General features: G+C 37.3%; 15 protein-coding genes and 1 pseudogene. 8 read left to right on the top strand and 8 right to left on the bottom strand.

Going from position 1 to position 23555, the window contains the following annotated elements:
- Positions 1 to 78: 78 nt before the first annotated feature.
- Positions 79 to 1380, bottom strand: a complete 1302-nt coding sequence (locus tag H1X92_RS11815; RefSeq protein ID WP_180560343.1) for a DUF3748 domain-containing protein — start codon at positions 1378 to 1380, stop codon at positions 79 to 81.
- A 135-nt stretch (positions 1381 to 1515) separates the two neighbouring features.
- Here H1X92_RS11815 and H1X92_RS11810 point away from each other — a divergent pair, with 135 nt between their 5' ends.
- Positions 1516 to 2133: a trimeric intracellular cation channel family protein gene (locus tag H1X92_RS11810; RefSeq protein ID WP_180560342.1), complete on the top strand. Its 618-nt coding sequence runs from the start codon at positions 1516 to 1518 to the stop codon at positions 2131 to 2133.
- Positions 2134 to 2175: 42 nt separating this feature from the next.
- On the opposite strand, the gene ligB is transcribed toward H1X92_RS11810, so the two are convergent.
- Positions 2176 to 3885 carry an NAD-dependent DNA ligase LigB gene (ligB, locus tag H1X92_RS11805; protein ID WP_180560341.1) on the bottom strand — a complete coding sequence of 570 codons (1710 nt, stop codon included), beginning with the start codon at positions 3883 to 3885 and terminating at the stop codon, positions 2176 to 2178.
- A gap of 299 nt (positions 3886 to 4184) precedes the next feature.
- On the opposite strand from ligB, the gene gmk reads away from it, so the two are divergent.
- Genes gmk through recG form a run of 5 tightly spaced genes read left to right on the top strand, consistent with a single transcriptional unit; the run spans position 4185 to position 10081 of the window.
- Positions 4185 to 4808 carry a guanylate kinase gene (gene gmk, locus H1X92_RS11800; protein ID WP_180560340.1) on the top strand — a complete coding sequence of 208 codons (624 nt, stop codon included), beginning with the start codon at positions 4185 to 4187 and terminating at the stop codon, positions 4806 to 4808.
- 51 nt (positions 4809 to 4859) lie between these two features.
- On the top strand, positions 4860 to 5135 hold the full coding sequence (gene rpoZ, locus H1X92_RS11795; protein WP_180560339.1) for a DNA-directed RNA polymerase subunit omega: 276 nt from the start codon (positions 4860 to 4862) through the stop codon (positions 5133 to 5135).
- Between the two features lie 19 nt (positions 5136 to 5154).
- Positions 5155 to 7272 (top strand): bifunctional GTP diphosphokinase/guanosine-3',5'-bis pyrophosphate 3'-pyrophosphohydrolase, encoded by a 2118-nt coding sequence (gene spoT / locus H1X92_RS11790; protein WP_180560338.1) that lies wholly within the window; start codon positions 5155 to 5157, stop codon positions 7270 to 7272.
- Between the two features lie 3 nt (positions 7273 to 7275).
- Complete coding sequence (trmH, locus tag H1X92_RS11785) at positions 7276 to 7995, top strand: tRNA (guanosine(18)-2'-O)-methyltransferase TrmH (protein WP_180560337.1); 720 nt, start codon at positions 7276 to 7278, stop codon at positions 7993 to 7995.
- A 4-nt stretch (positions 7996 to 7999) separates the two neighbouring features.
- The gene (gene recG / locus H1X92_RS11780) at positions 8000 to 10081 is read left to right on the top strand and encodes an ATP-dependent DNA helicase RecG (RefSeq protein ID WP_180560336.1); all 2082 of its coding nucleotides are present in this window, start codon (positions 8000 to 8002) and stop codon (positions 10079 to 10081) included.
- A gap of 84 nt (positions 10082 to 10165) precedes the next feature.
- Here the strand turns inward: recG and gltS are convergent, their stop codons facing one another.
- Positions 10166 to 11398 carry a sodium/glutamate symporter gene (gene gltS / locus H1X92_RS11775; protein ID WP_180560335.1) on the bottom strand — a complete coding sequence of 411 codons (1233 nt, stop codon included), beginning with the start codon at positions 11396 to 11398 and terminating at the stop codon, positions 10166 to 10168.
- Between the two features lie 434 nt (positions 11399 to 11832).
- Between gltS and H1X92_RS11770 the strand changes: the two genes are divergently transcribed.
- Positions 11833 to 13545: a hypothetical protein gene (locus H1X92_RS11770; RefSeq protein ID WP_180560334.1), complete on the top strand. Its 1713-nt coding sequence runs from the start codon at positions 11833 to 11835 to the stop codon at positions 13543 to 13545.
- Positions 13546 to 13592: 47 nt separating this feature from the next.
- Here H1X92_RS11770 and fabY read toward each other — a convergent pair.
- The 3 genes and pseudogenes from fabY to yihX form a co-directional block, all read right to left on the bottom strand.
- Positions 13593 to 14509 (bottom strand): annotated as a pseudogene (gene fabY, locus H1X92_RS11765) (fatty acid biosynthesis protein FabY).
- A 41-nt stretch (positions 14510 to 14550) separates the two neighbouring features.
- Positions 14551 to 14988, bottom strand: coding sequence for a D-aminoacyl-tRNA deacylase (gene dtd / locus H1X92_RS11760; protein WP_180560333.1), 438 nt, complete (start codon positions 14986 to 14988; stop codon positions 14551 to 14553).
- 62 nt (positions 14989 to 15050) lie between these two features.
- Positions 15051 to 15668, bottom strand: coding sequence for a glucose-1-phosphatase (yihX, locus tag H1X92_RS11755; RefSeq protein ID WP_180560332.1), 618 nt, complete (start codon positions 15666 to 15668; stop codon positions 15051 to 15053).
- A 697-nt stretch (positions 15669 to 16365) separates the two neighbouring features.
- Here yihX and H1X92_RS11750 point away from each other — a divergent pair.
- A complete protein-coding gene (locus tag H1X92_RS11750) occupies positions 16366 to 16917 on the top strand; it encodes a sel1 repeat family protein (protein ID WP_180560331.1) in 552 nt (183 codons plus the stop codon).
- A gap of 465 nt (positions 16918 to 17382) precedes the next feature.
- Here H1X92_RS11750 and typA read toward each other — a convergent pair whose 3' ends face one another.
- Together typA and ppc are read right to left on the bottom strand one after the other, a co-directional pair.
- The gene (typA, locus tag H1X92_RS11745; protein WP_180560330.1) at positions 17383 to 19206 is read right to left on the bottom strand and encodes a ribosome-dependent GTPase TypA; all 1824 of its coding nucleotides are present in this window, start codon (positions 19204 to 19206) and stop codon (positions 17383 to 17385) included.
- Between the two features lie 1522 nt (positions 19207 to 20728).
- Complete coding sequence (gene ppc, locus H1X92_RS11740; RefSeq protein ID WP_180560329.1) at positions 20729 to 23365, bottom strand: phosphoenolpyruvate carboxylase; 2637 nt, start codon at positions 23363 to 23365, stop codon at positions 20729 to 20731.
- Between the last annotated feature and the right edge of the window lie 190 nt (positions 23366 to 23555).

Below are 23555 nucleotides of genomic sequence, written 5' to 3'. Positions count from 1 at the left end.
CTCGATTAACATAAGCTAAACTCACTATATGGCAGTAAGACATAACTCAATTGGATAACAAAATAGTGCTAATTCAAATCAAACAATCCCGGTCGCAACAATAAAAATTTGTTGATAGCCATCAATATTACGCAAATAAGCTATATTGCTGTCATCCGGAGAAATAACCACTGCATCACCTAAGGGTGGCATATCACTACGCCCCGTCAAACGAATCAGTTTTCCGCCAGGAATTTCACATAACATCAAGCTATTATCGCAAATAAACGCCACATACCGACCTTGACTATCCCAACTAAATGCTGACTTAATATCCCATGCAGACTGGGTAATTTGCTCCATGGCGCCACTAACCGGAGAAACCAACCAAAATTGTACAATGCCCCTATCATCCTTCATTAAAAAACCAATTTTACTTCCATCTGCTGAAGTGCGCAGCCAATGGCGCGGCTGATTAACTACCCCTGGATACTTAAGTTGATGAGTATAAGTTAAACGCTGCTGTTTAATCCCTTTAGGTGGTGCTGGCATGCTAGTTTCGGTACCCTGGATTGGCTTATCACCGGCAATAGCATACTGCTCAGCAGATTCAGGTAAATCAACTATAAAAATTTCGGCTGCGACTTTTCCATCTAGTGAGTAAGTGTCACCAATAAATGCAATCGCCCAACGTTGCTTTTCCCCATTAGCTCTCTGATACCCATTTTGACCAATCCAACCTTCTTCATAAGCACGGCTGATTTCATCACTACCCGGTTTTGGTCTCGGCGTTGTTTCGCTGATCACAACACAATAATAATGGCCACTATACTCACGTTGATGTTTTTTGTGACCCAAAATTCCGACATTAATGGCATGATAAGGGATCGCAATCGCCACATTACGCAAATCAAGCTCCGGATCACACTCATGCATCACGTGATCATTGTAAGTAAAACTAAGCCTACTATTATCTGGACTAAATACATGAACATGAGTGCCTCCTCTCAATGCGCCCGCTAAAAAAGGCGGCGTAATGCACATGGCTTCAATATTTTCGGCTACATTAGTTCTTATATCGCTGACAATCACCCCCCGACGATGATGAAAATCATAATGCCAATTTTCGTCTGGATCTTCTGGGCCATGAATAAAAGCATATCTAGGTGGATTTTCACTACTTACGGTAGCAACACCAACATATGCGCCATTTTTGGCGCAATAGATCTGTTTTTGTTGTTGCGTTTTAATATTAACTTTTTCTATCGTTAATCCAGTAAAAGAGGCATTATTTGGTCGTATATCAAAAACAATCCACTGGCTATCTGATGTCCATACATTTATATTAGTCAGTTGGTGATTGCGTTTATCAAAAGTAATTTGCTGTTCTTGGTAAGTCATTTTATTATCCGCATTCTTTTGTCGTGGACGATAAAAAATAGTGTAATTATGTGAACACCACAAAAATATTAGTCAATACTTTATTTTTATAATACAACTTTAAACCTTAAGGTTTGTCATATCTAAAAAATCATTATGTTACTTAGCATACTTTATATTATTGGTATTACAGCTGAAGCCATGACAGGTGCTTTAGCCGCTGGTCGTCGCAAAATGGATGTTTTTGGCGTTATTATTATTGAGTCCGCAACCGCAATTGGTGGTGGTTCCGTACGCGATATCTTATTAGGACACTATCCTCTTGGTTGGGTTAAACATCCTGAATATATTGTTATTGTTGCTTGTGCCGCTGTTATTACTATCTGGATTGCGCCAATGATGAAACATTTACGACGATTATTTTTAATTTTGGATGCCATTGGTCTTATTGTCTTTTCCATTATTGGCGCTCAAATAGCGCTTGATATGAATTATAGTTATATCATCGCCGCTATTGCAGCCGTAGTAACAGGTGTTTTCGGTGGCGTGCTGCGCGATATGCTATGTAATACAATCCCGCTTGTTTTTCAAAAAGAGATATATGCTGGCATCTCTTTTGCTGCGGCATGGCTTTATATCGGCTTAATACTACATACGCCATTACCTAAAGATATGGTTATTATCATTACCTTAATAGCCGGTTTAACCGCACGTCTACTCGCCATTCGTTATCGATTAGGATTACCTGTATTTAATTATGAGAATAATGATTAAGATTTCCATATATCTAATTAAATCAGCATGTTATTACTTCGACTAATTTTGATTAAAAAATCCATTTATTTTAATTTGGCCCAAAACCTTTACTAGCTGTTTAACATCTTTATTCTCAATAAATTGCACTAATTTTTTTTGTTGTTTACGCGACAAGATAGCACTATTTATTTCTTTAGAAAATAAATCATCCCAATAGGTTATTTTGCTAAAAAACTTTTCTGGTACAGGTACTCCTAACCCTTTTACCCATTCAGGAAAAGGGCGTTTTTGCGCTGATAAAAATTGTTGGTAAATAAATTTTCCTTTATTCGTTTTAAACATTGCCACTTCATTGATTTGTTCCAATGTTAAACTAGCCCAATCCATTAAATTGGTTATTTTCCCCGCTCTGATTAAAGCTAACCAGCCTTTTTCATTGATCCCTTCCATCTTAAGCTGTTTCGCCAACCAAACTAAACGAGCAACAAACTGACTTTCGCATCTGATTGAGTAATGAAAACAGCTTAATTGGTGATAGTTTTTTTGTTCGGGTACCGACAGCATTTTCCGTTGTTTAATTCGCCAAACAATCTTGTCAAATTTAGGGATCCCATGACCAGATAATGATATTTGTATTGCATCTTCAGGCAAAATTTTCATCGCTTGCCAACGGGTTAATGAACCCATACTAATATGACGGATCTGTTTTCCATCTATTTTCACAGGCAAAACAACAATGATAGGATTAATTTTGCCAGTTCTTCCTATATTAAATTTAATAGTTTTAACTTGAGCAATACTATTTTGTGTCGTATATTTCCAAGCAACAGACCAATTATTTATACCTACTTGCCAGTATTGGCCTAGACTATATGGCAGTTGTTTTAATACAATACCATCTGTTACAAAAGGCATTGGTTGATTGTAATAATAGCGTTGCCATTGTGTAATTTGATCAACACTAGTAACTAAATGAGAATAACGTTTGGTTAAGGGAAAACCCCATCTTTCTAATTGTGCAAATTGTGTTTGCATATTCGACGGCCCATTAGGCCAACTCCAAATAAATATGCCAATTTGTTTCTCTTGTTGAACCAATAAATTCTTACGCATTAACCAACCCGCAACTTTATTGCGGGCATTAGCTCCACCCGCAATGGCTTGTTGGTGACCAGACTGATACCAAAACAATTCACCTTGTAAAATTAATTGCGTAGCATGATTTGGAATCGTTTTGGGAATTGCTGGCAAAAAATGGGCTTTTTTTGTCCAATCAATTCCTTCTATACCATTACCCCGACTAATTAATGCAGCTAATTTACCCTTTTGATAGGCCAACGTAACAGCCACACCATCGACTTTAGGTTGTAACCAAACTTCATGGCGACCCGCTATCCATCGAGGCACTTCATCAGTGGTTATCTTTTTTAAGCCAGTATGAACAACTGGGTGTATTTTTCTTCCTTTAACGGGTAAAGAAAGCAAATGCGTTTTATCTAGTGGGAGACGAAGACAATTTGACCAATGTTTCCATAACGCAAAAATTTGATCGTAAGTTTCATCATTAACCAAGCTTTGGCCATTAATATAATATGCTTTATTCCAGCGTTTTAATTTTGAATTAATTGCTTTGATTTCCCTATGTAAAACTACTTCAGGCCAATCCGGGCATTGCATACTTTCCGCGATTGCTGAGTTTATATTTAATAACATCATTAATAAAAAAAAGCGTCGACGATAGTAAACTGAAACTAAAATAAAAGATCTCATAATAAACAGCATCCATGCATAATTTTAATCATCTATTTATTCCATTCACGGCAATACGTTCAATATACAATTCCAATTATTGAGAGGTGGTAAATAGAAAATAATTATGAAGATATGCATTAATTATTTTTTCTCAAAGCGCTTCGCAAAAATGGTAATGATTTTCAAAAATAATTCAGATCTTTCATTAAAAATGTTACTAAAGCTGTATGTTACTGATTGCATGTGTATACTATTAAAGAGCTTTTGTACTTTTTAAAATTTTATTAATTAATTAGCCAGTTAATCAAGAAATCATCATGATCCAAGGAACGTTATATATTGTGTCTGCCCCAAGTGGTGCAGGCAAATCGAGTCTTATTCAGGCTTTATTAAAAACTCAGCCTCTATATGACACACAAGTTTCTATTTCGCATACCACTAGAGCGATACGCCCTGGTGAAAAAAACGGTGAACACTACTATTTCATTACTGAAAGCAAATTTCAGCAAATGATTGAGCACAATGATTTCCTTGAATATGCCTGCGTTTTCGGCAATTATTATGGAACCTCTCGGGCAGTTATCGAAGAAATTATTAATAGTGGTGTCGATGTATTTTTAGATATCGATTGGCAAGGCGCACAGCAAATTCGCCAAAAAATGCCCTCAGCTCGCACTATTTTTATCTTACCACCGTCTAAAAATGAGTTACTACGCCGTTTACGGGGTCGTGGGCAAGATAGCGAAGAAACGATTAATCGGCGGATGGAACAAGCGGTTGCTGAAATGAAACATTATAGCGAATATGATTACATTATTGTTAATGATGATTTCAATACCGCATTAGGAGATTTACAATCTATTATTCGATCTGAGCGTCTACGTTTAGAACGTCAGGTTCTGCGACATAATACTTTAATTAATAAATTATTGGCAGACTGAGTAAAGGTTCAGTATTATATCCGGTCATTTCTTTATCTTTGGAGTCATATTATGGCACGTGTAACAGTTCAAGATGCAGTAGAAAAAATTGGTAATCGTTTCGATTTGGTTTTAGTTGCGGCGCGTCGTGCGCGTCAATTACAGATTAGAGGTAAAAGCCCTTTAGTTAAAGAAGAAAATGATAAGGTTACTGTTATTTCGCTGCGTGAAATAGAATCAGGGTTGATTAATGCTCAAATTCTTGATGTCCGTGAACGTCAAGAAGAACAGGAACAAGAAGCAGCAGAAATGCAAGCAGTATCTGCTATTGCTGAAGGTCGTCGTTAACTGAAAAGGTAGGCCTGCCTTGTACCTGTTTGAAAGCCTCAATCAAATCGTTCAGGACTATCTGCCAAAAGAGCATATATCGTTACTGAAACAAGCTTATGTTGTTGCCCGGGATGCACATGAAGGCCAAACCCGTTCAAGTGGTGAACCTTATATTACCCATCCAGTTGCGGTGGCATGTATTTTAGCGGAAATGCGTTTAGATCATGAAACATTAATGGCCGCATTATTACATGATGTTATCGAGGATACCCCGGCGACTTTTCAGGATATAAAACAGCTTTTTGGTAAAACCGTTGCTGGCCTGGTTGAAGGGGTATCAAAACTCGACAAACTCAATTTCCGTGATAAAAAAGAAGCTCAAGCAGAAAATTTTCGCAAAATGATTATGGCAATGGTGCAAGATATTCGTGTCATTTTAATCAAACTCGCAGATCGAACCCACAATATGCGAACTTTAGGTTCACTTCGTGCTGATAAGCGCCGCCGGATCGCGAGAGAAACATTAGAAATTTATAGCCCACTGGCACATCGTCTTGGTATCCATCATCTCAAAACTGAATTGGAAGAGTTAGGCTTTGAAGCACTCTATCCAAATCGCTACCGAGTTATTAAAGAAGTAGTAAAAGCAGCTCGCGGTAACCGAAAAGAGATGATCCAAAAAATATTGGCAGAAATTGATGGTAGATTATCAGAAGCCAGGATCCCATGCCGAGTATTTGGTCGAGAAAAACATCTCTATTCAATATATCGTAAAATGCACTTGAAAGAGCAGCGCTTCCACTCAATTATGGATATTTATGCCTTTCGCATTATTGTTAAGGACGTTGATACATGTTACCGCGTTCTTGGGCAGGTACATAGTTTATACAATCCTCGGCCAGGTCGAGTGAAAGATTATATTGCGATCCCCAAAGCAAATGGCTATCAATCTTTACATACATCAATGATTGGCCCACATGGTGTACCGATTGAAGTACAAATTCGTACCGAAGATATGGATCAAATGGCAGAAATGGGTGTCGCTGCTCATTGGGCATATAAAGAACAAGCAGAATCTAGTACAACTGCTCAAATCAGGGCACAACGCTGGATGCAAAGCCTACTAGAACTGCAGCAAAGCGCAGGTAATTCTTTTGAATTCATTGAAAGTGTAAAATCTGATCTTTTTCCTGACGAAATTTATGTTTTTACCCCGGAAGGTAGAATTGTCGAATTACCTACTGGCGCAACCCCGGTTGATTTTGCCTATGCTGTTCATACCGATATAGGTCATGCCTGTGTTGGAGCCCGCGTTGATCGTCAACCTTATCCTCTGTCACAATCGTTGACTACCGGGCAAACTATAGAAATTATTACTGCACCAGGCGCAAGGCCGAACGCAGCTTGGTTGAATTTCGTTGTTAGTTCCAAAGCCAGAGCAAAAATACGCCAACTACTTAAAAATCTTAAACGAGAAGATTCGATTAGTTTAGGTCGTCGCTTACTCAACCATGCTTTAGGTAATGGCAAGAAATTGGGCGATATTCCGCAAGAAAATATCAATAAAGAACTGGCAAGAATGAAACTTCACTCAATGGATGATTTACTTGCTGAAGTTGGCCTTGGCAATACCATGAGTGTCGTTGTAGCGCACAATTTATTAGGCAATGTTAGTATAAATAACGTTATTACAGATAATAGTGATAACCGTAGTAAACTACCGATTAAAGGAGCAGAAGGGGTATTAATTACCTTTGCCAAATGTTGTCGTCCCATTCCCGGTGATCCCATAGTTGCTCATATTAGCCCAGGTAAAGGTTTAGTTATACACCATGAGTCTTGCCGTAATATTCGAGGTTATCAAAAAGAGCCAGAGAAATTTATGCAAGTAGAGTGGGATGAGGGGGTTAATAATAATTTCATTGCTGAAATTAAAGTCGATATGATTAATCACCAAGGGGCATTAGCTAATTTAACCGCAGCCATTAATAGTGTAAATTCTAGTATCCAAAGTATGAATATCGAAGAGAAAGATGGGCGTGTCTATTGTGCATTTATTCGCTTAACCGCTAAGGATCGTATTCAATTAGCTAATATTATGAAAAAAATCCGTATCATGCCTGATGTTTTACGCATCAGCCGTAACCGGAACTAAGTTATGAACTCAAAACGTTATGCTCGCATTCGGCAAATAATCGCCATGCGCCAACCTGATCTGACGGTTTGTCTTGAAAATGTCCATAAATCACATAATATTTCTGCCGTGATCCGTACTGCTGATGCGGTTGGAATACCACAAATCCATGCAATCTGGTGCCAAAATAGCACCAAGAGTTTATCTGCGGCAGCAGCGGGTAGTAATCATTGGGTAAAAGTAAAAACCCATGCCACTATTGAAAAGGCAATCTCTACCTGCAAAGCTGCGGGTATGCAAATCTTAGCCGCTCATCTTACTAACCAAGCTATCGATTTTCGTCAAATAGATTATACTCAACCAACCTGTATTATTTTGGGACAAGAACGAACGGGTATTTCCAAACAAGCTCTCAAACTGGCTGATCATAATATTCATATTCCTATGATGGGCATGGTACAGTCATTAAATGTCTCTGTTGCTTCTGCCTTAATTCTTTATGAAGCACAACGACAAAGACAAAATGCCAATATGTATGACAGCCTTTTTAGTCAGCTATCAGAAGAAGAACAACAAGAATGGCTCTTTGAGGGCGGTTATCCAGTATTAGCAGCCGTTTCAAAACATAAAGGGCTCCCCCGTCCATTAATTAACGAACATGGCGAAATTGTTGCCTGTGATGAATGGTGGGCAGCAATGCAATCGACAAAAGTACCAGGTAAAAAACGCACTCTGGAGAATTAACCGCATGCGGGGGAAATTACTTGATGCTATTCCATTAACATCACTAAACGGTGTAGGTGCATCACAAGCAGAAAAACTCAATAAAATTGGCCTTCGTACTATCCAGGATCTCCTCTTTCACCTACCTTTACGTTATGAAGATCAAACTCAACTTTATACAATTAGTGATGTTCAACCGGGCAGCACTGTGACCGTCAGCGGCGAAATATTACAAACTAAAATCGTCTTTGGACGTAAACGAATGATGACCAGCCAAATTAGTGATGGTTCAGGAATATTAACCCTGCGGTTTTTTAATTTTTCTACCGCTATGAAAAATAGCCTAGCCACTGGTAAATTTGTTATTGCTTATGGTGAAATACGGCGAGGCAACTTAGGGCCAGAAATTATTCATCCCGAATATAAAATAAAACCTAATGCCGACAATATTGAGTTGCAAGATACATTAACACCCATTTATCCAACAACTGAAGGGATACGTCAGATAACTTTACGCAAACTTATTGATCAAGCGCTAACGCTACTTGATACCTGTGCGATCAATGAGTTGATCCCTGCGCCGTTTAATCAAGGGCTAATAAGCTTACCACAAGCTATTAAAACTCTTCATCGTCCGCCACCCGATATTCCACTGAATATACTGGAAAAGGGTAAACATCCGGCGCAACACAGATTAATTTTTGAGGAGTTATTAGCTCATCAGTTAAGTATGCTAACGGTTCGGAGTGAAACCCAACAATTTTCTGCCCAACCACTACCAGCAGAAAAAAAATTAAAACAACAGTTGCTGACACGATTACCCTATTCACCAACCAAAGCCCAACAAAGAGTTGTCAGTGAAATTGAAGCGGATATGGCTAAAGCCAGCCCTATGATGCGTTTAGTCCAAGGCGATGTCGGTTCTGGTAAAACATTAGTGGCACTATTTGCCGCAATTCGTGCTATTGCTCATGGTAAACAGGCTGCACTAATGGCACCTACTGAGTTATTAGCAGAACAGCATGCCAATACTTTTCGCCAATGGCTAGAACCACTTGGTATCCAAGTTGGTTGGTTATCAGGTAAACAAAAAGGAAAAGCCAGGCTGAGTCAACAAGAAGCTATTGCACGAGGCGAAGTCGCAATGATAATTGGTACCCATGCCATTTTTCAACAACAAGTCGAATTCAACGCCTTAGCATTAGTGATCATTGATGAACAACATCGCTTTGGTGTACATCAACGTCTGGCGCTATGGGAAAAGGGTCAGCAGCATGGTATTTATCCTCATCAATTAATTATGACTGCAACGCCGATCCCACGTACACTCGCTATGACGGCTTATGCGGATCTGGATAATTCAGTTATTGATGAATTACCACCCGGCAGAACTCCCGTCACAACAGTTGCCATTCCTGATAGCCGCCGCAATGAAGTTATTCAACGAGTAAAAAAAGCCTGCCAGATAGAAAAGCGACAAGTATATTGGGTATGCACATTAATTGATGACTCTGAAGTGCTTGAAGCACAAGCGGCTCAAGCGACACAAGAAGAACTTGCGCGCGCATTGCCTGAATTAAATATTGGCTTAGTACATGGTCGGATGAAATCGGCTGAGAAACAACAAGTGATGGCAGATTTTACCACCAATAAACTACAACTGTTAGTCGCAACGACGGTTATTGAAGTTGGAGTCGATGTGCCAAACGCTAGTTTAATGATTATTGAAAATCCTGAGCGTTTAGGGCTTGCCCAATTGCATCAATTAAGAGGCCGCGTTGGCAGGGGCAATATTGCCTCACATTGTGTATTACTGTATAAAACACCACTCACTTACGCGACTAAATTACGTTTACAGGTACTCAGAGATAGTAATGATGGTTTTGTCATTGCACAAAAAGACTTAGAAATTCGTGGCCCAGGAGAGTTGTTAGGTACTCGCCAAACAGGCAATGCAGAATTCAAAGTGGCTGACTTAATGCGCGATCAAGACCTACTGCCGGAAATCAGGAATACCGCTCAATATTTGCAACAACATTATCCGCTCCATAGCAATGCTCTGATCGAACGTTGGTTACCTGAACGTTCACAATACAGCAACGCCTAATATTAATTAACCACATCAATTGATTACTAAGCAAAAAACCGCTGAAAATCAGCGGCTCCGTTACATTAATCAATGATATTTCTGTTATCCATTCATTATTGGTGCTGAAAATATGGGTAACCATAGATAAAATTTAATCACTAATGCATTAATAATATCAATAAAGAAAGCACCCACCATTGGTACGACAAGAAAAGCCAAATGAGAAGGGCCAAACCGTTCTGTTACGGCTTGCATATTAGCAATTGCGGTCGGCGTTGCTCCTAAACCAAAACCACAATGACCAGCTGCTAATACTGCGGCATCATAATTTTTACCCATAATTGGAAAGGTAACAAAAATAGCATAAAGCCCCATGACAATCGCTTGTATTAGTAAAATAATGAGCATCGGTATGGCTAACGAAGCAAGTTCCCAAAGTTTTAAACTCATCAATGCCATTGCTAAAAAAAGTGACAAACTAACATTACCTAAAACTGAAACCGCGCGATCAAATACTCGGTAGAAACCAACCCATGATAAGCTATTACTTAAAATAACCCCAGTAAATAAGACACAAACAAAAGTAGGTACAGTAAACTGATAACTGTCCAATAGCCATTGCGAAATAAATTTACCCACCACCATACAAATAGCAATCATGGCTAATGTTTCTATTAACACTAAAGAACTTATTACTCGTCCTGTTTGTGGCTTTTCAAATGCCATAGGCATTTCTTTATTATCGTCATAATCTTGACTCACTGCTGGTGTTTTCATATTACGAACCAAAAAGCGCGCTATCGGACCACCAATTAATCCACCAAATACTAAACCAAATGTTGCACAAGCCATTGCAACTTCAGTCGCACTCTGAAAGCCATAATATTCGGTAAAAACTTTACCCCAAGCACCGCCGGTACCATGACCACCAGACAATGTAATGGAACCGGCTAATAAACCCATCAATGGATCGAGACCCAATAACTTTGCCAAAGCAATACCGACTGTATTTTGCACTAGCAGTAAACCCATAACTACAAAGATGAAAATAAGTAGCGTTTTACCACCCGCTTTTAAGCTAAGTAAATTAGCATTGAGTCCAATTGTGGCAAAAAAAGCTAACATCATGGGCTCTTGCAAAGATAAGTCAAAGCTTACTCCCCAATCTAACGTTGTCTTCAATAACAAAAGAATGAGAGCAACAAGTAACCCACCGGCAACGGGTTCAGGAATAGTATATCTTTTTAGAATAGCGACCGATTGTACAAGTTTACGTCCAAGTAATAATACTAAAGTGGCAGCAACAAAGGTGCCATAGACATCAAGATGATACATTTACGTACCTCATTTTATTGTTAATTTCTATGAAAAAACAAAAAGGATGTAGTGAATGTTATGTCACAACACAAAAAGCAGGCTCATTGATTAAAGTTAATTTTTCATTTGAACACAAGTGAAAAACAAAAATTTGATAGGATTAAGCATTTTTAAGAGTATATTCTAATCGATAAATAACTATTCTTAAATTTAACCATTAAAATGGGCTCTTTATCCGTTAAAAGCCATATATTAATTATGTCTTTAGCTTTTCAAACCCTGGTAAATAAATTCTGAGAATAGGTTTATCCACACCATCTACTATTTTTGTTGGTGATGCTAAAAATTTCATTAGCCAAATAATTTCTTTTTATTTTAATATTAATCCAAATAGTTCATCACAGCATAAAGTAAGATTGTAACTAAACAATAATGATAAAGAGGGCATACGGTTGCGCTGGCTAAAAAACCTGATTCTTACGCTTGTTATACTGATTATATTTATATATCTGATCATACAAACCCAGTGGGGGGCAAAACAATTAAGTGACATACTAAGCAAATATACCCTGTACGATGTAAAAATAGGTGTTATTAGTCATCACCTAACTAGGCCTGGCGAAATTGTATTACAAGATATTGCTATTCATAATAAACAAAATAGCTTTAAGCTAAATGTCAAACAAATTACCTTTGAATTGCAGTGGCAAAAAATATTTACAGACTCATGGTTACATCGGTTAATTGTTACTGAAGGTGAATTAACGCTACCCTCTTCCCGCCAAATTTTTCCTTTCAATAGCAAAATATTGCAGCTAGAAAACATGAATGTTAGCTATCGAATCGGCAATATTGGTCTGTCGGCAAACAATATGACAGGTGGAATAATACCCTGGCAACCAACTGCTCATAACCCATTTGGAGAGGGAAATTTTCAATTCACTACCGAGCAGTTTGAAATTAATAACATTCACTTAACAACCTTGCTTGTAAAAGGAAGTTATAAAACTAATTTTCTTTTCATCAATGAGCTTTCTGCCTATCTCAATAATGGGGTCATTAATGCAAGCGCTATTCAATACACCGATCAAGCACTTACCTTAGCAAAACTGATGTTAACCAATACCGGTTGGCAATTTTCTTCATCACTTTCCCAATTGGCCAATAAGCTACTAGATATTAAAAAATTAAACATAAAACAGCTGAATTTGACTGATACCCACTTCGAAGGAAAAGATTGGGCCATTGCCGGCTTATCAGGTAAAGTGAATAACATCGTCCTTTCGGCAGGCAACTGGAACCATTCCAACAGTGAAATTAGTCTAAATATAGATGAATTAATATATAAAAATCAGCAAATTAGTCAACTAATGGCCGATATGACATTTGCCAATGATATTCTGCATATAAACCGTCTTGCTGGCTATTATGACAAAGGTCTTTTTAACATCGAAGCAAAATGGCATACCAAACAGCAATCTATCAATATTATTAACGCACAATTAGCCGGCATACGTTATCAATTAGCGGATGATTGGTTTAATTTTTTTCAATCTGTCGTACCTAATTGGCTGAATTCATTACATATTACCAATTTTAAATTAACTAATTCTTTACTTATGGATGTTAACGTTAATTTTCCCTTTGAATTGACCAATGTTAATGGTTATTTGTCCAATATAGATTTAATCAAACAAAAAAAATGGGGATTATGGCAGGGAAAAGGCGGGTTTATGGCTAGTAGTGGTACCTTAAACCAAATTACGTTACGACAACCTTATATACAAGTTCTACCCCACAGCGACCGCTCTTTTAAGGCCGAGCTCAATAGTAATGTCGAAAATGGCTTAGTAAAATTGACTGCAAATATTCAACAGCAGGCCAATGATGGTGCTTTTTCATTATCAGCCAATGGAATAAATGTAGATTTAGCAATATTAAATCATTGGGGATGGAAAAATTTACCCATACAAACATTAGCAGATTTCGATTTCACACTTAAAGGCAACTTGTTGGCTAAACCGATCGCGCAAACATTGACAGGAGAACTATTCTATCAAACCGTTAGTGGAGAAAAAAAGGCTTACTCTATGATCAAAGGTGAAATAACGGTACAAAGTGATAGTCAAATACCATTAACTACCGCTAACGAAGAAAAACCTTAGTTGCATCGATTAGCTGACAATTTTTGCATTATGGCTAGCAAGCCACATCATTTCTGTTTTTTACGATCAGCTAATACCATGTAAGTGCCGGTAAATAGTGAGGCGTGAGCACTTTTTTCACTACCAATATCGACATCTAACTCGACTACTGCCTGGCATCCTCTTGCAAGCCGATCTAACGCACCGCGTATATTACAAAGATCAGCCACTGCATTTGGACGACCAACAATTGGTTTATGATAACGAATATGCCCATCAACCAAAATAATATTACCACCCAATGTCTTTCCTGTAGCAATAACCATATCAGCCCCCAACCGGTTAAAGTGGCTAGTGAAAACTGACTACCCGCAAAAATACTATGGTGTGGATTTTGATTTCTGCCTTCAGACATACTGGTGATAAAACTCTGACCGGTATACTGTATGATCTTTATTCCCATCTTGTCGCTTAAAGGAATTTTTTCATGCCAAATTTTTTGTAATTGATTACACCAGTCAGGTCTACGCAAAATTTTATCCAGCGTTTGTACCTTTTTTATCATCAAAAAGTGCTTCACTGGTGTAAGAAGCTGACTTGCAATAGGACCCCGATTTTTAAATCCTAAACAACGAAAAAAAGGCACTGCCTCCTCACGGACACTAGAAACAATTCTTTTTACACCTTCCTGACGGGCAACAGATTCCAATGCCATGGCAATCAGTTTTCCTAATCCTTTACCTCGCATACTAGGATGGACTGATAAAAAACGGATAGCGCCTTCATCATCTGCATTTATATATAAGCGACCAATGGCAAGTATTTGACCCGCTTCATTCACTATCATCTGATGATGAGCAGTGGAATCATAACCGTCTTTTTCAGAGCCGGGTGGTTGATGGAAAGGTTTACGCAACATCTCCCAACGAAACTGATAATAATTTTTAAAATCGGCTTCTGTTTTTGGTACTCGCAGATGATACATAAAATTCCCTCCTTTTAATAAATAATGGCAGAGTTTATAGACTAAACCTGCAAGTAAAATGTTACTGGACCATTATTCGTTAAACTAATTTGCATATCAGCAGCAAACTGCCCTGTTTCTGCTTTTATTCCTTTCGATCGGCACTGTTCAATAAAATAATGATAGAGTGCATTGGCTTTATCAGCAGACGCACTATTTGAAAAACCAGGTCTCATTCCTTTTTTGGTATCAGCCGCTAAGGTAAATTGGGAAACAACCAGCAAACTTCCGCCTACTTGCTGAATACTCAAATTCATTTTATTCTGCTCATCATTAAAAACACGATAACCAATAATTTTTTCACACAACCGTTTAGCTTTCTGCTCACTATCCTCTTTTTCAATCGCTAAAAAAACTAATAAACCTTCGGCAATTTGACCAACACATTTTTCTTTAACTATCACATTAGCCTGAGTCACACGTTGAATTAGGGCAATCATACAAATCCTGTATAACAACAAAGATAATAATAAACTAGCTATTATTTCTGCAATATCGATAACTACTCTTTGGCAAGGATGCTGAAATCATAGTTAGCAAAATATTTTGCGACACTATTTTTATCAGTAACATGCCAGCTTTTAATACCCAACTGTGCAGCTACAGTAACATTTTCCTCGCTATCATCAAAAAAAATAGCGTCTTTCGCAGCAAATCCCTCTGATTGTAAAACATATTTATAGATTTCCAGATCAGGTTTACGCATTCCGAGATCTTGGGATAAGTAGAGAAAGTCTGAAGAAGCTGCGATTTCAGGATAATGAGAGGGCCAATAATTTTGATGTAAACGATTTGTATTCGATAAAATAACAACTCGATGGCCTTGCTCTCGTAAGCGCGTCATAATTTCAATCACATCATAACGTAATGAAACAAAGATAGCATTCCATCCTAGAGCAAACTCTTCAAAACTTAACGACAAACCTAATTTTTCATTAGTAAATTCAGCAAATTCAAAATCAGAAATTTTATCACATTCATGGAGTTTTACTGTTTCATCTAGTTCAAATTTTTGCGCCAAACTGGCAATTGGAATCTTACTCAATTCACTCCATACCTGTAGAGCTCGGTTAAAGTCGATATTAATAATTACATTACCCATATCGAAAATATACAGCATAAATTCTCTCCATAGTGATTAATATAACTCTACTATATCATTATTAAAGCAATCAAACAGAAGAAAATAATAATTGATGATAAATAAAAAACTTCCATAATAATTATTAAGTTAATTGATGCAATATAAAATTAACTTAATGCAATGAAAATAAATTTAAAACTAATTATTAGTCATATTAAAAAAATAGACATGTATATTAATTTAAAATTAGAAAATAATTTTATTGCAATCTCCATTAATATCAGGCATATAAAACTTTTAACACTATTTAATTTTAGATAATCAGGTTATAAAGTGATAGTTATCTATTGAATAGACTTGAAAAAAAAAAGGCTTAGTTAACCTGTGTAGTGGGATTATAACTTTGATTTTTTGCTATTTAACATATTATTCTATAACCATAATACCTAATTTTAACGTTATCTGTTATTGATTGTATAATGATAGCGCAATGTTTTGTTGATCTAATAACTGTAAAAAATAGTAAAATTTTATATTAAATGAAATTTTCATTATTAATTGAATATAAAATCAAAATTATACAAAAATTATCAATTTAAAATTTATTAATTATTTAAACTGCTAATTAAATAAATGGTTTTATTTAATAACAATTTTTATCGCACCAGATTTAACCGCGAATAAAGCAGAAACATAGTGTCTTTTTTGTTGCTAATAATTTAGGTTAATAACAATGAAAATTTTTCGTATATTGATGATGGGAATGCTGATTATGGATGAGCCAGCGTGGGGGCAAAACTACCTTGCACCAAGAGATAGTCGCTTAGGAGATAACTATAATGAGCTAGAACTTCGTGATATGCCTGATTTACCTAAATATGCACCTCGCCCAAAAACACAGCAAGACGTAGTGGCGCTTTTTAAAAAGGGAGAAAAAGAAAACGATGAGTACAGTAATTATGCTCTGTTTTCTTTATTTTCCGTAGGCTGTTTTGAATTAGGTAAACCATATCAAGAAGCTAGAGCAGAAGAAGAGTGTAATATTGCGAACTATTTTTTACTGAAGACATTAGAAATTAATCCTAATAATGTAGTAGCTTTATATTATTCTGCTACCAAGTATAAAAATGGATACGGGGTCAAAAAAGATATTTTAAAAGCAATAGATTATTATGATAAAGCTTATCGTATTGGCGGAAATAAAATCTTTGCCGCTATTGACTCACTTTTTGTTATTTACTTTTATGGGAAACGTGGTGTCCAACAAGATCTCAATAAAGCTTAACACTATATAGAAATAGCGGCAAAAAATGGTAGTCAGAAACACCAACATTTTTTAAATAACTGGGATACTCATGTTTTTCTTTTAAAGGCACAGCAAGGATCGGATAAATGTTTAGAAAAAAATAGGGACGACCCAAAATGGGTAAATAAGTGTATTCAACGTTCTGAAAAGGAAATAGCTGAGTACATCGAAAAAAACAAAGCGACTCAATCTGAAAAATGGCAAGAAAACCCCTACAAAAATTGATCTGAGTAACAAGAGCGGCCTGATCAAACATGCCCACTGCGAATGAAATTAATCATAATAATTGATTCAATTCTAAAAAGTAGCTAATAACACGCTATAGAATCGATTTAAACATAAACAATAAACCATATCCTTTACAGTCATTTTATATAACCAATAAGAATCAAACAAAGGTATTATATAACACCTTTGTTTGCATCAAAAAGCCAATAATTTTATTTAAACTTCTTTATTTCGGTAGGCACGACGGCGGTCGTTTTCTGTTAAATAACGTTTTCTTAAACGAATTGATTGTGGCGTAACTTCCACTAATTCATCATCATCGATAAATTCTAACGCCTGTTCTAATGTTTTTTTGATCGGCGGGGATAAAGTCGTTGCTTCATCGGTTCCTGAAGCACGCACATTGGTCAATTTTTTACCGGTTAAACAGTTAACAGTCAAATCATTAGAGCGGGAATGGATACCAATAATTTGTCCTTCATAGACTTCAGCACCATGACCAAGAAATAACTTACCCCGATCTTGCAAACTATAAAGCGCATAAGCTACCGCTTTACCTTGACCATTTGAGATCATGACACCATTTTGGCGGCGACCAATTTCACCAGGACGCACATCATCATAGTGACTAAAGGTTGCATACAGCAAGCCTGTCCCTGAGGTCATAGTCATAAATTCAGTTCGAAAACCAATTAGCCCACGACTTGGAATAATATAATCAAGCCGTACTCGTCCTTTTCCATCAGGCAACATATCACGCAGTTCACCTTTACGTTCACCTAATGCCATCATAACATCGCCTTGGTGCCGCTCTTCAATATCGAGGGTAACCTGTTCAAAAGGTTCTTGTTTACGACCTTCAAATTGACGGAAAATTACTTTAGGTCGAGAAACAGCTAATTCGAAACCTTCACGGCGCATGTTTTCAATTAATACTGAAAGGTGCAACTCACCACGACCGGAAACACGGAAAGCATCGGGATCTTCAGTCTCTTCTACCCGTAATGCAACATTATGCACTAACTCTTTTTTCAGACGATCTAAAATTTGACGAGAAGTTACATATTTTCCTTCACGGCCACAAAACGGTGAAGTATTAACACAAAAATACATACTTACCGTTGGCTCATCAACGGCCAGTGCTGGTAATGCTTCAATATTATTTGGATCACATAAGGTATCTGATATATTTAATTCCCCCAGACCTGTTAAGGCAATAATATCACCGGCTTGAGCAATTTCAGAGTCGATACGCTCTAATCCTAAATGCGTTAAGACCTTACCCACTTTAGCACTACGTGTTTTGCCTTCACTATTGACAATAGTGATGGTCTGATTGGGTTTCACCGCGCCACGCTTAATGCGACCAATACCAATAACACCCAGATAATTATTGTAATCAAGCTGAGATATTTGCATTTGGAAAGCACCTGCCAGATCTACCTGCGGCGGAGCAACATATTTTACGATTGCTTCATAGAGTGGCGTCATATCTGCCGCCATCTCATTATAATCGGTTCCAGCAATACCATTTAAGGCTGAGGCGTAAATGATCGGAAAATCAAGTTGCTCATCAGTCGCCCCTAAGTTGACAAACAGATCAAAAACTTGATCAACTACCCAATCAGGCCTAGCACCTGGACGATCGATTTTATTAACCACCACAATCGGTTTTAAACCGTGAGCAAAGGCTTTTTGCGTAACGAAACGGGTTTGCGGCATCGGGCCGTCCATTGCATCAACCAATAGCAATACACTATCAACCATTGACATAACCCGTTCAACCTCACCACCAAAATCAGCATGGCCCGGGGTATCAACAATATTAATTCGATAATCATGCCATTTGATGGCGGTATTTTTTGCCAAAATTGTGATGCCACGCTCTTTTTCCAAGTCATTGGAATCCATTACACGCTCATCGAGGTTATTACGTTCACCAAAGGTGCCAGATTGTTGTAATAATTTATCGACCAGTGTCGTTTTTCCATGATCGACGTGGGCGATGATGGCGATATTTCTTAAATTTTCAATAGACACAAATTGTTACCATATTATCTAACTGGAAAGGATTAAATGACTCTGGCCAAGCAGTGGCTTGCCGGTAGGCATCTACACATATGCTGTTATTTTACACATAATATTGGCTGAGTGAAATAAATGTGAACTGTATCAAGTTAAATAATCCGCCGAAATGAGCAGATTATTGCTTCAAAGGCATTTAAACGATGGGATAAAATTATTCCTCTTGTTTGTTAGCAAATGCTTTCCTTACATTCTAAATGGCCCTTCTTGCAACCCTAAATGACAATAAACTTTCCTCTTTAGAGAAGATGTTTAGAGTAACTTTTTTGACACCAATTATTGTTAAAAATATCAAGATAATTATTATGATCGTAGCTGCTAAAAATGGATTAAGATAAATAAAAGCATTTATTAAAAATTTTTCTTAGCTATCAACCCAATTAGATTGTTAGCTAGTTAAGATATTTGCGATTTTCATTTTAGGCAAGCTAGCATAATTTTCATGGCTCCAGGCCTTTTTAAAAATATTAATAACGTTACCATTATTCGATACCCATAGATAATTGCTGAAATAATTTTCTGCTATTTGACTAAACTCTTCATCTTGCTGCAATATTAACTTTTTCACATCAGCAATAATTTTCTTTTTACCATCAACATTGTCTGAAAGATAAAATTGAGTGAATGGTTTAATACAATTGTTAATATCTTCACTTTGTCTAATTTTTCTTTGCGTAAGGAATAATTTTCAAGGTTTTTTGTATAAAAATATCTTTCAATAAAGGATCAGATTGAGACTAATTTAACTGATTTAGGTATTGTATAAACTTTGGCTCTACTATTTTTTCCATAGCTCAATTAATAGATTAAACTGTTTATCATTAACACCATTTTTGAGAAAAATACTAGTGACTATTTTTTAAATATTACTACTCTCTGGCGTTACCCATTGATAAAGAAAAGAAAAGTATATACTATTTTGAAAAAATTTTTCTCAATATTTTCAGATAATACAAAATCATTATTTTTTAAGTTAATTAATTGGACTAAATTATTTTTTATTTCGGCAAGTAAAGTATTAAAAAGCACCGCTGTTCTTTCTGACTTTAAATAACCAGTCTTAGCTAGATAAATAATTTTTTCATAGCCACTAAAATTGGTCGCAATTTTACCTTTAATATCGATATTCCTTTTTATAATGTGGCAAAGAGTTGCAAAATTTTTATCATATCTTGCTGATACTGAAAACTGTAAATCTGACGGAATTATCGTGTTACGAATATCTTTAACGACATTAGTAATACTACTTTTTAGTTGTTTTAATCGACTACCTATATTATCTGTTTTTTTATAAATGGATTAAGATCATTTATCCTCTGATAACTGCTAACATTATTTAGCATTATAAACTCCTTTCATTATTAAATATGCTTATTTCCATGATTATAAGTCAGTATTTCACACTCAATAATCTAAGCAAACTAGCGATAGCAAAAATTAGCTGCAAAAGCAGCTAATTGGCTGTTTTGAACAAAATTTATCCGGTATTACGCATGCCAGCAGCAATCCCGGCAATCGTTACCATTAGCGCTTGTTCAATATAGGGATCCGGTTGTTGCTGTTGTCGAGAGCGATGCAATAACTCCGCCTGTAAGACATTTAAAGGATCGGTATAAACATTTCTTAAGGCAACGGATTCTGCAATCCACGGTAGATCCGCCATTAATGTTTTATCTTTCGAGATAGCAAGTACACTGTTAATATCTTGCGCCAGCTGGTGACGTAGCTCTTCGCCTAATGGCCAAAGTCGTTTTTCAACCAGCCGCTGATCATAATATTCAGCTAACCATAAATCAGCTTTAGCAAAAACCATCTCCAACATCGCAATGCGAGTCTTAAAAAAAGGCCAGTTATGCCACATATCATCAAGCACTGATTTCATGCCACTATCAATCACATGCTGCAATGCTGCCCCTGCGCCTAACCAGGCAGGTAACATTAAGCGATTTTGCGACCAGGCAAAAATCCATGGAATAGCCCGCAATGTCTCTACACCCCCGTCCTGACGACGTTTTGTCGGCCTCGACCCTAGTGGTAATTTAGCTAATTCAAGCTCGGGTGTGGCAGCACGAAAATAGGGAACAAAATCCGGTTTTTGGCAGACATAATCGCGATACATATTACATGATATATCAGATAATATTTCCATAACCGCACGCCATTCCGGTTTAGGTTCTGGTGGTGGCAATAAATTAGCTTCCAGTATTGCGCTAGTATAAATAAATAAACTACTCATCGTCACTTGTGGTAAACCATACTTGAAGCGGATCATTTCCCCTTGCTCAGTGGCTCTTAATCCGCCTTTTAAACTACCGGGTGGCTGAGACAGCAACGCTGAATGTGCGGGTGCTCCGCCGCGGCCTACGGTACCACCACGACCATGGAATAGAGTTAATTTAACTTTTTCTTTGTCACAAAGTTTAATCAGCGCTTCTTGAGCGCAATACTGAGCCCACGAAGCCGCCATCACACCTGCATCTTTGGCTGAATCTGAGTAACCGATCATAACCATTTGTTTATCATCGATAATCTCACGATACCAGGGAATAGTGAGCAATTTTTGCATTACACTTTCAGCGTTATTTAAATCATCTAGGGTTTCAAATAGTGGCACCACTGGCAGTTTTAATGAACATCCGCTTTCTTTAAGCAACAATTTTACCGCTAATACATCAGATGGCACTTTCGCCATGGAAATAACATAAGCGGCAATAGCATCCGCCGGTGAATCAGCAATCACCTGGCAAGTCGCTAATACTTCTTGCGTTTCTGCACTAGGCTGCCAATTTTTCGGACAAAGTGGCCGTTTAGAGCTGAGTTCAGACAATAGAAAAGTCTGTTTTTCTTCCTCTGACCAATTTTTATAGTCACCTAACTCAAGGTAATGGAGTAACTCTGCTAATGCATCAGTATGGCGGCTACTTTCCTGCCGGATATCAATCCGTACTAATTGCAAACCAAAACAACGAATGCGACGTAAGGTATCGAGTAATTGTCCATTGGCGATAATTGGCATACCGCAAGCAATCAGGGATTGATAACAAGTGTAAAGTGGTTGCCAAAGTTGTTGATTATCATAAAGATAGTCTTCAGGTGGCAAGACCTTTTCACCTTTAATACAACTGTCCAGATAATCGAGTGTATTACGTAAACGACTACGTAAACCTTTTGCAATCTGACGATAAGGCTCATCAATATCATCACCACCCGCTAATTGTCTCAGTTCAGGCGTTGCTTCTGACATTGATAATTCAGAGACCAAGATTTGAATGTCAGCTAAAAAAAGTTCAGCGGCTTTCCAGCGACTGAGTAAAAGCGCTTCTTGTGTGACAGCGGCGGTAACAAATGGATTACCATCACGATCTCCCCCCATCCAGGAAGTGAAGCGGATCAAATTCGTGTCAACAGGTAAATTAATCGCCAAACTCGTTTCAAGCTGTTCATTAAGTTCACGTAAAAAAGCAGGAACGCCTTCCCATAATGAGTTTTCAACCACGGTAAAACCCCATTTGGCCTCATCAATCGGCGTAGGGCGATTTTTGCGGATTTCATCAGTATGCCAGCATTGGGCAATTAATTGACGTAACCGTCGCATAATATTATTACGTTCATAATCCACTAAATCATCATGATCTAACTGTGCGAGACAGCTATTCACTTCAATCAATTTGTGAATTAAAGTTCGGCGTGCAATTTCTGTTGGATGGGCAGTTAAGACTAATTCAATCGATAATTCATCGATCGCTTTGGTTATTACCTTTTTAGTAAATCGTTTTTCTTTTAAGCGAGTAAAAAGATTGGCCAATACCTCAGGATTACTGGATGCTTCACCATGAGGAGAAATGCTATAGTATTGCTCTGCGACATTGGCTAGATTAAGAAATTGATTAAATGCCCTGGCGACAGGCAGTAGTTCATCATTAGAGAGATTCTGTAAGGTTTTCAATAAAGCTTGACGCTGTGCTTTATTTCCTGCTCGGGAAGATTTTGATAATTTACGGATAGATTCTACTTTATCTAAGATATCCTCACCCAAAGCATTTTTAATTGTATCACCTAATAATTTACCTAACATACTTACATTACTGCGCATCGCTGAATATTGTTGATCCATTAAGACTCCTAACTTTCACTGCCCAAACATTTATTTATGCATTATATAAGTTGAAACAGTTTTATCAGTAGATAATTACCCTTTCCACGCTAATAACAGAATAGCGAAATAATACCATCTTAACCTCCAAAGGGTACTCCCACCGACATAAGGTGGGAGGGGAATTTGGTCGGGCTTGAAAAGCCCGAAG

It is taken from the genome of Arsenophonus endosymbiont of Apis mellifera (genome assembly GCF_903968575.1).
GTDB lineage: Bacteria > Pseudomonadota > Gammaproteobacteria > Enterobacterales > Enterobacteriaceae > Arsenophonus > Arsenophonus apicola.
Note: the sequence above shows the minus strand (reverse complement) of the source record. Positions and strands in the feature narration are given on the sequence as shown.

Coding starts and splice junctions, on each gene's coding strand:
- dtd (WP_180560333.1), bottom strand. CDS start 14,988: ATGATTGCCCTAATTCAACGTGTGACTCAGGCTAATGTGATAGTTAAA.
- H1X92_RS11815 (WP_180560343.1), bottom strand. CDS start 1,380: ATGACTTACCAAGAACAGCAAATTACTTTTGATAAACGCAATCACCAA.
- recG (WP_180560336.1), top strand. CDS start 8,000: ATGCGGGGGAAATTACTTGATGCTATTCCATTAACATCACTAAACGGT.
- ppc (WP_180560329.1), bottom strand. CDS start 23,365: ATGGATCAACAATATTCAGCGATGCGCAGTAATGTAAGTATGTTAGGT.
- ligB (WP_180560341.1), bottom strand. CDS start 3,885: ATGAGATCTTTTATTTTAGTTTCAGTTTACTATCGTCGACGCTTTTTT.
- trmH (WP_180560337.1), top strand. CDS start 7,276: ATGAACTCAAAACGTTATGCTCGCATTCGGCAAATAATCGCCATGCGC.
- gltS (WP_180560335.1), bottom strand. CDS start 11,398: ATGTATCATCTTGATGTCTATGGCACCTTTGTTGCTGCCACTTTAGTA.
- H1X92_RS11810 (WP_180560342.1), top strand. CDS start 1,516: ATGTTACTTAGCATACTTTATATTATTGGTATTACAGCTGAAGCCATG.
- rpoZ (WP_180560339.1), top strand. CDS start 4,860: ATGGCACGTGTAACAGTTCAAGATGCAGTAGAAAAAATTGGTAATCGT.
- gmk (WP_180560340.1), top strand. CDS start 4,185: ATGATCCAAGGAACGTTATATATTGTGTCTGCCCCAAGTGGTGCAGGC.
- H1X92_RS11750 (WP_180560331.1), top strand. CDS start 16,366: ATGAAAATTTTTCGTATATTGATGATGGGAATGCTGATTATGGATGAG.
- yihX (WP_180560332.1), bottom strand. CDS start 15,668: ATGCTGTATATTTTCGATATGGGTAATGTAATTATTAATATCGACTTT.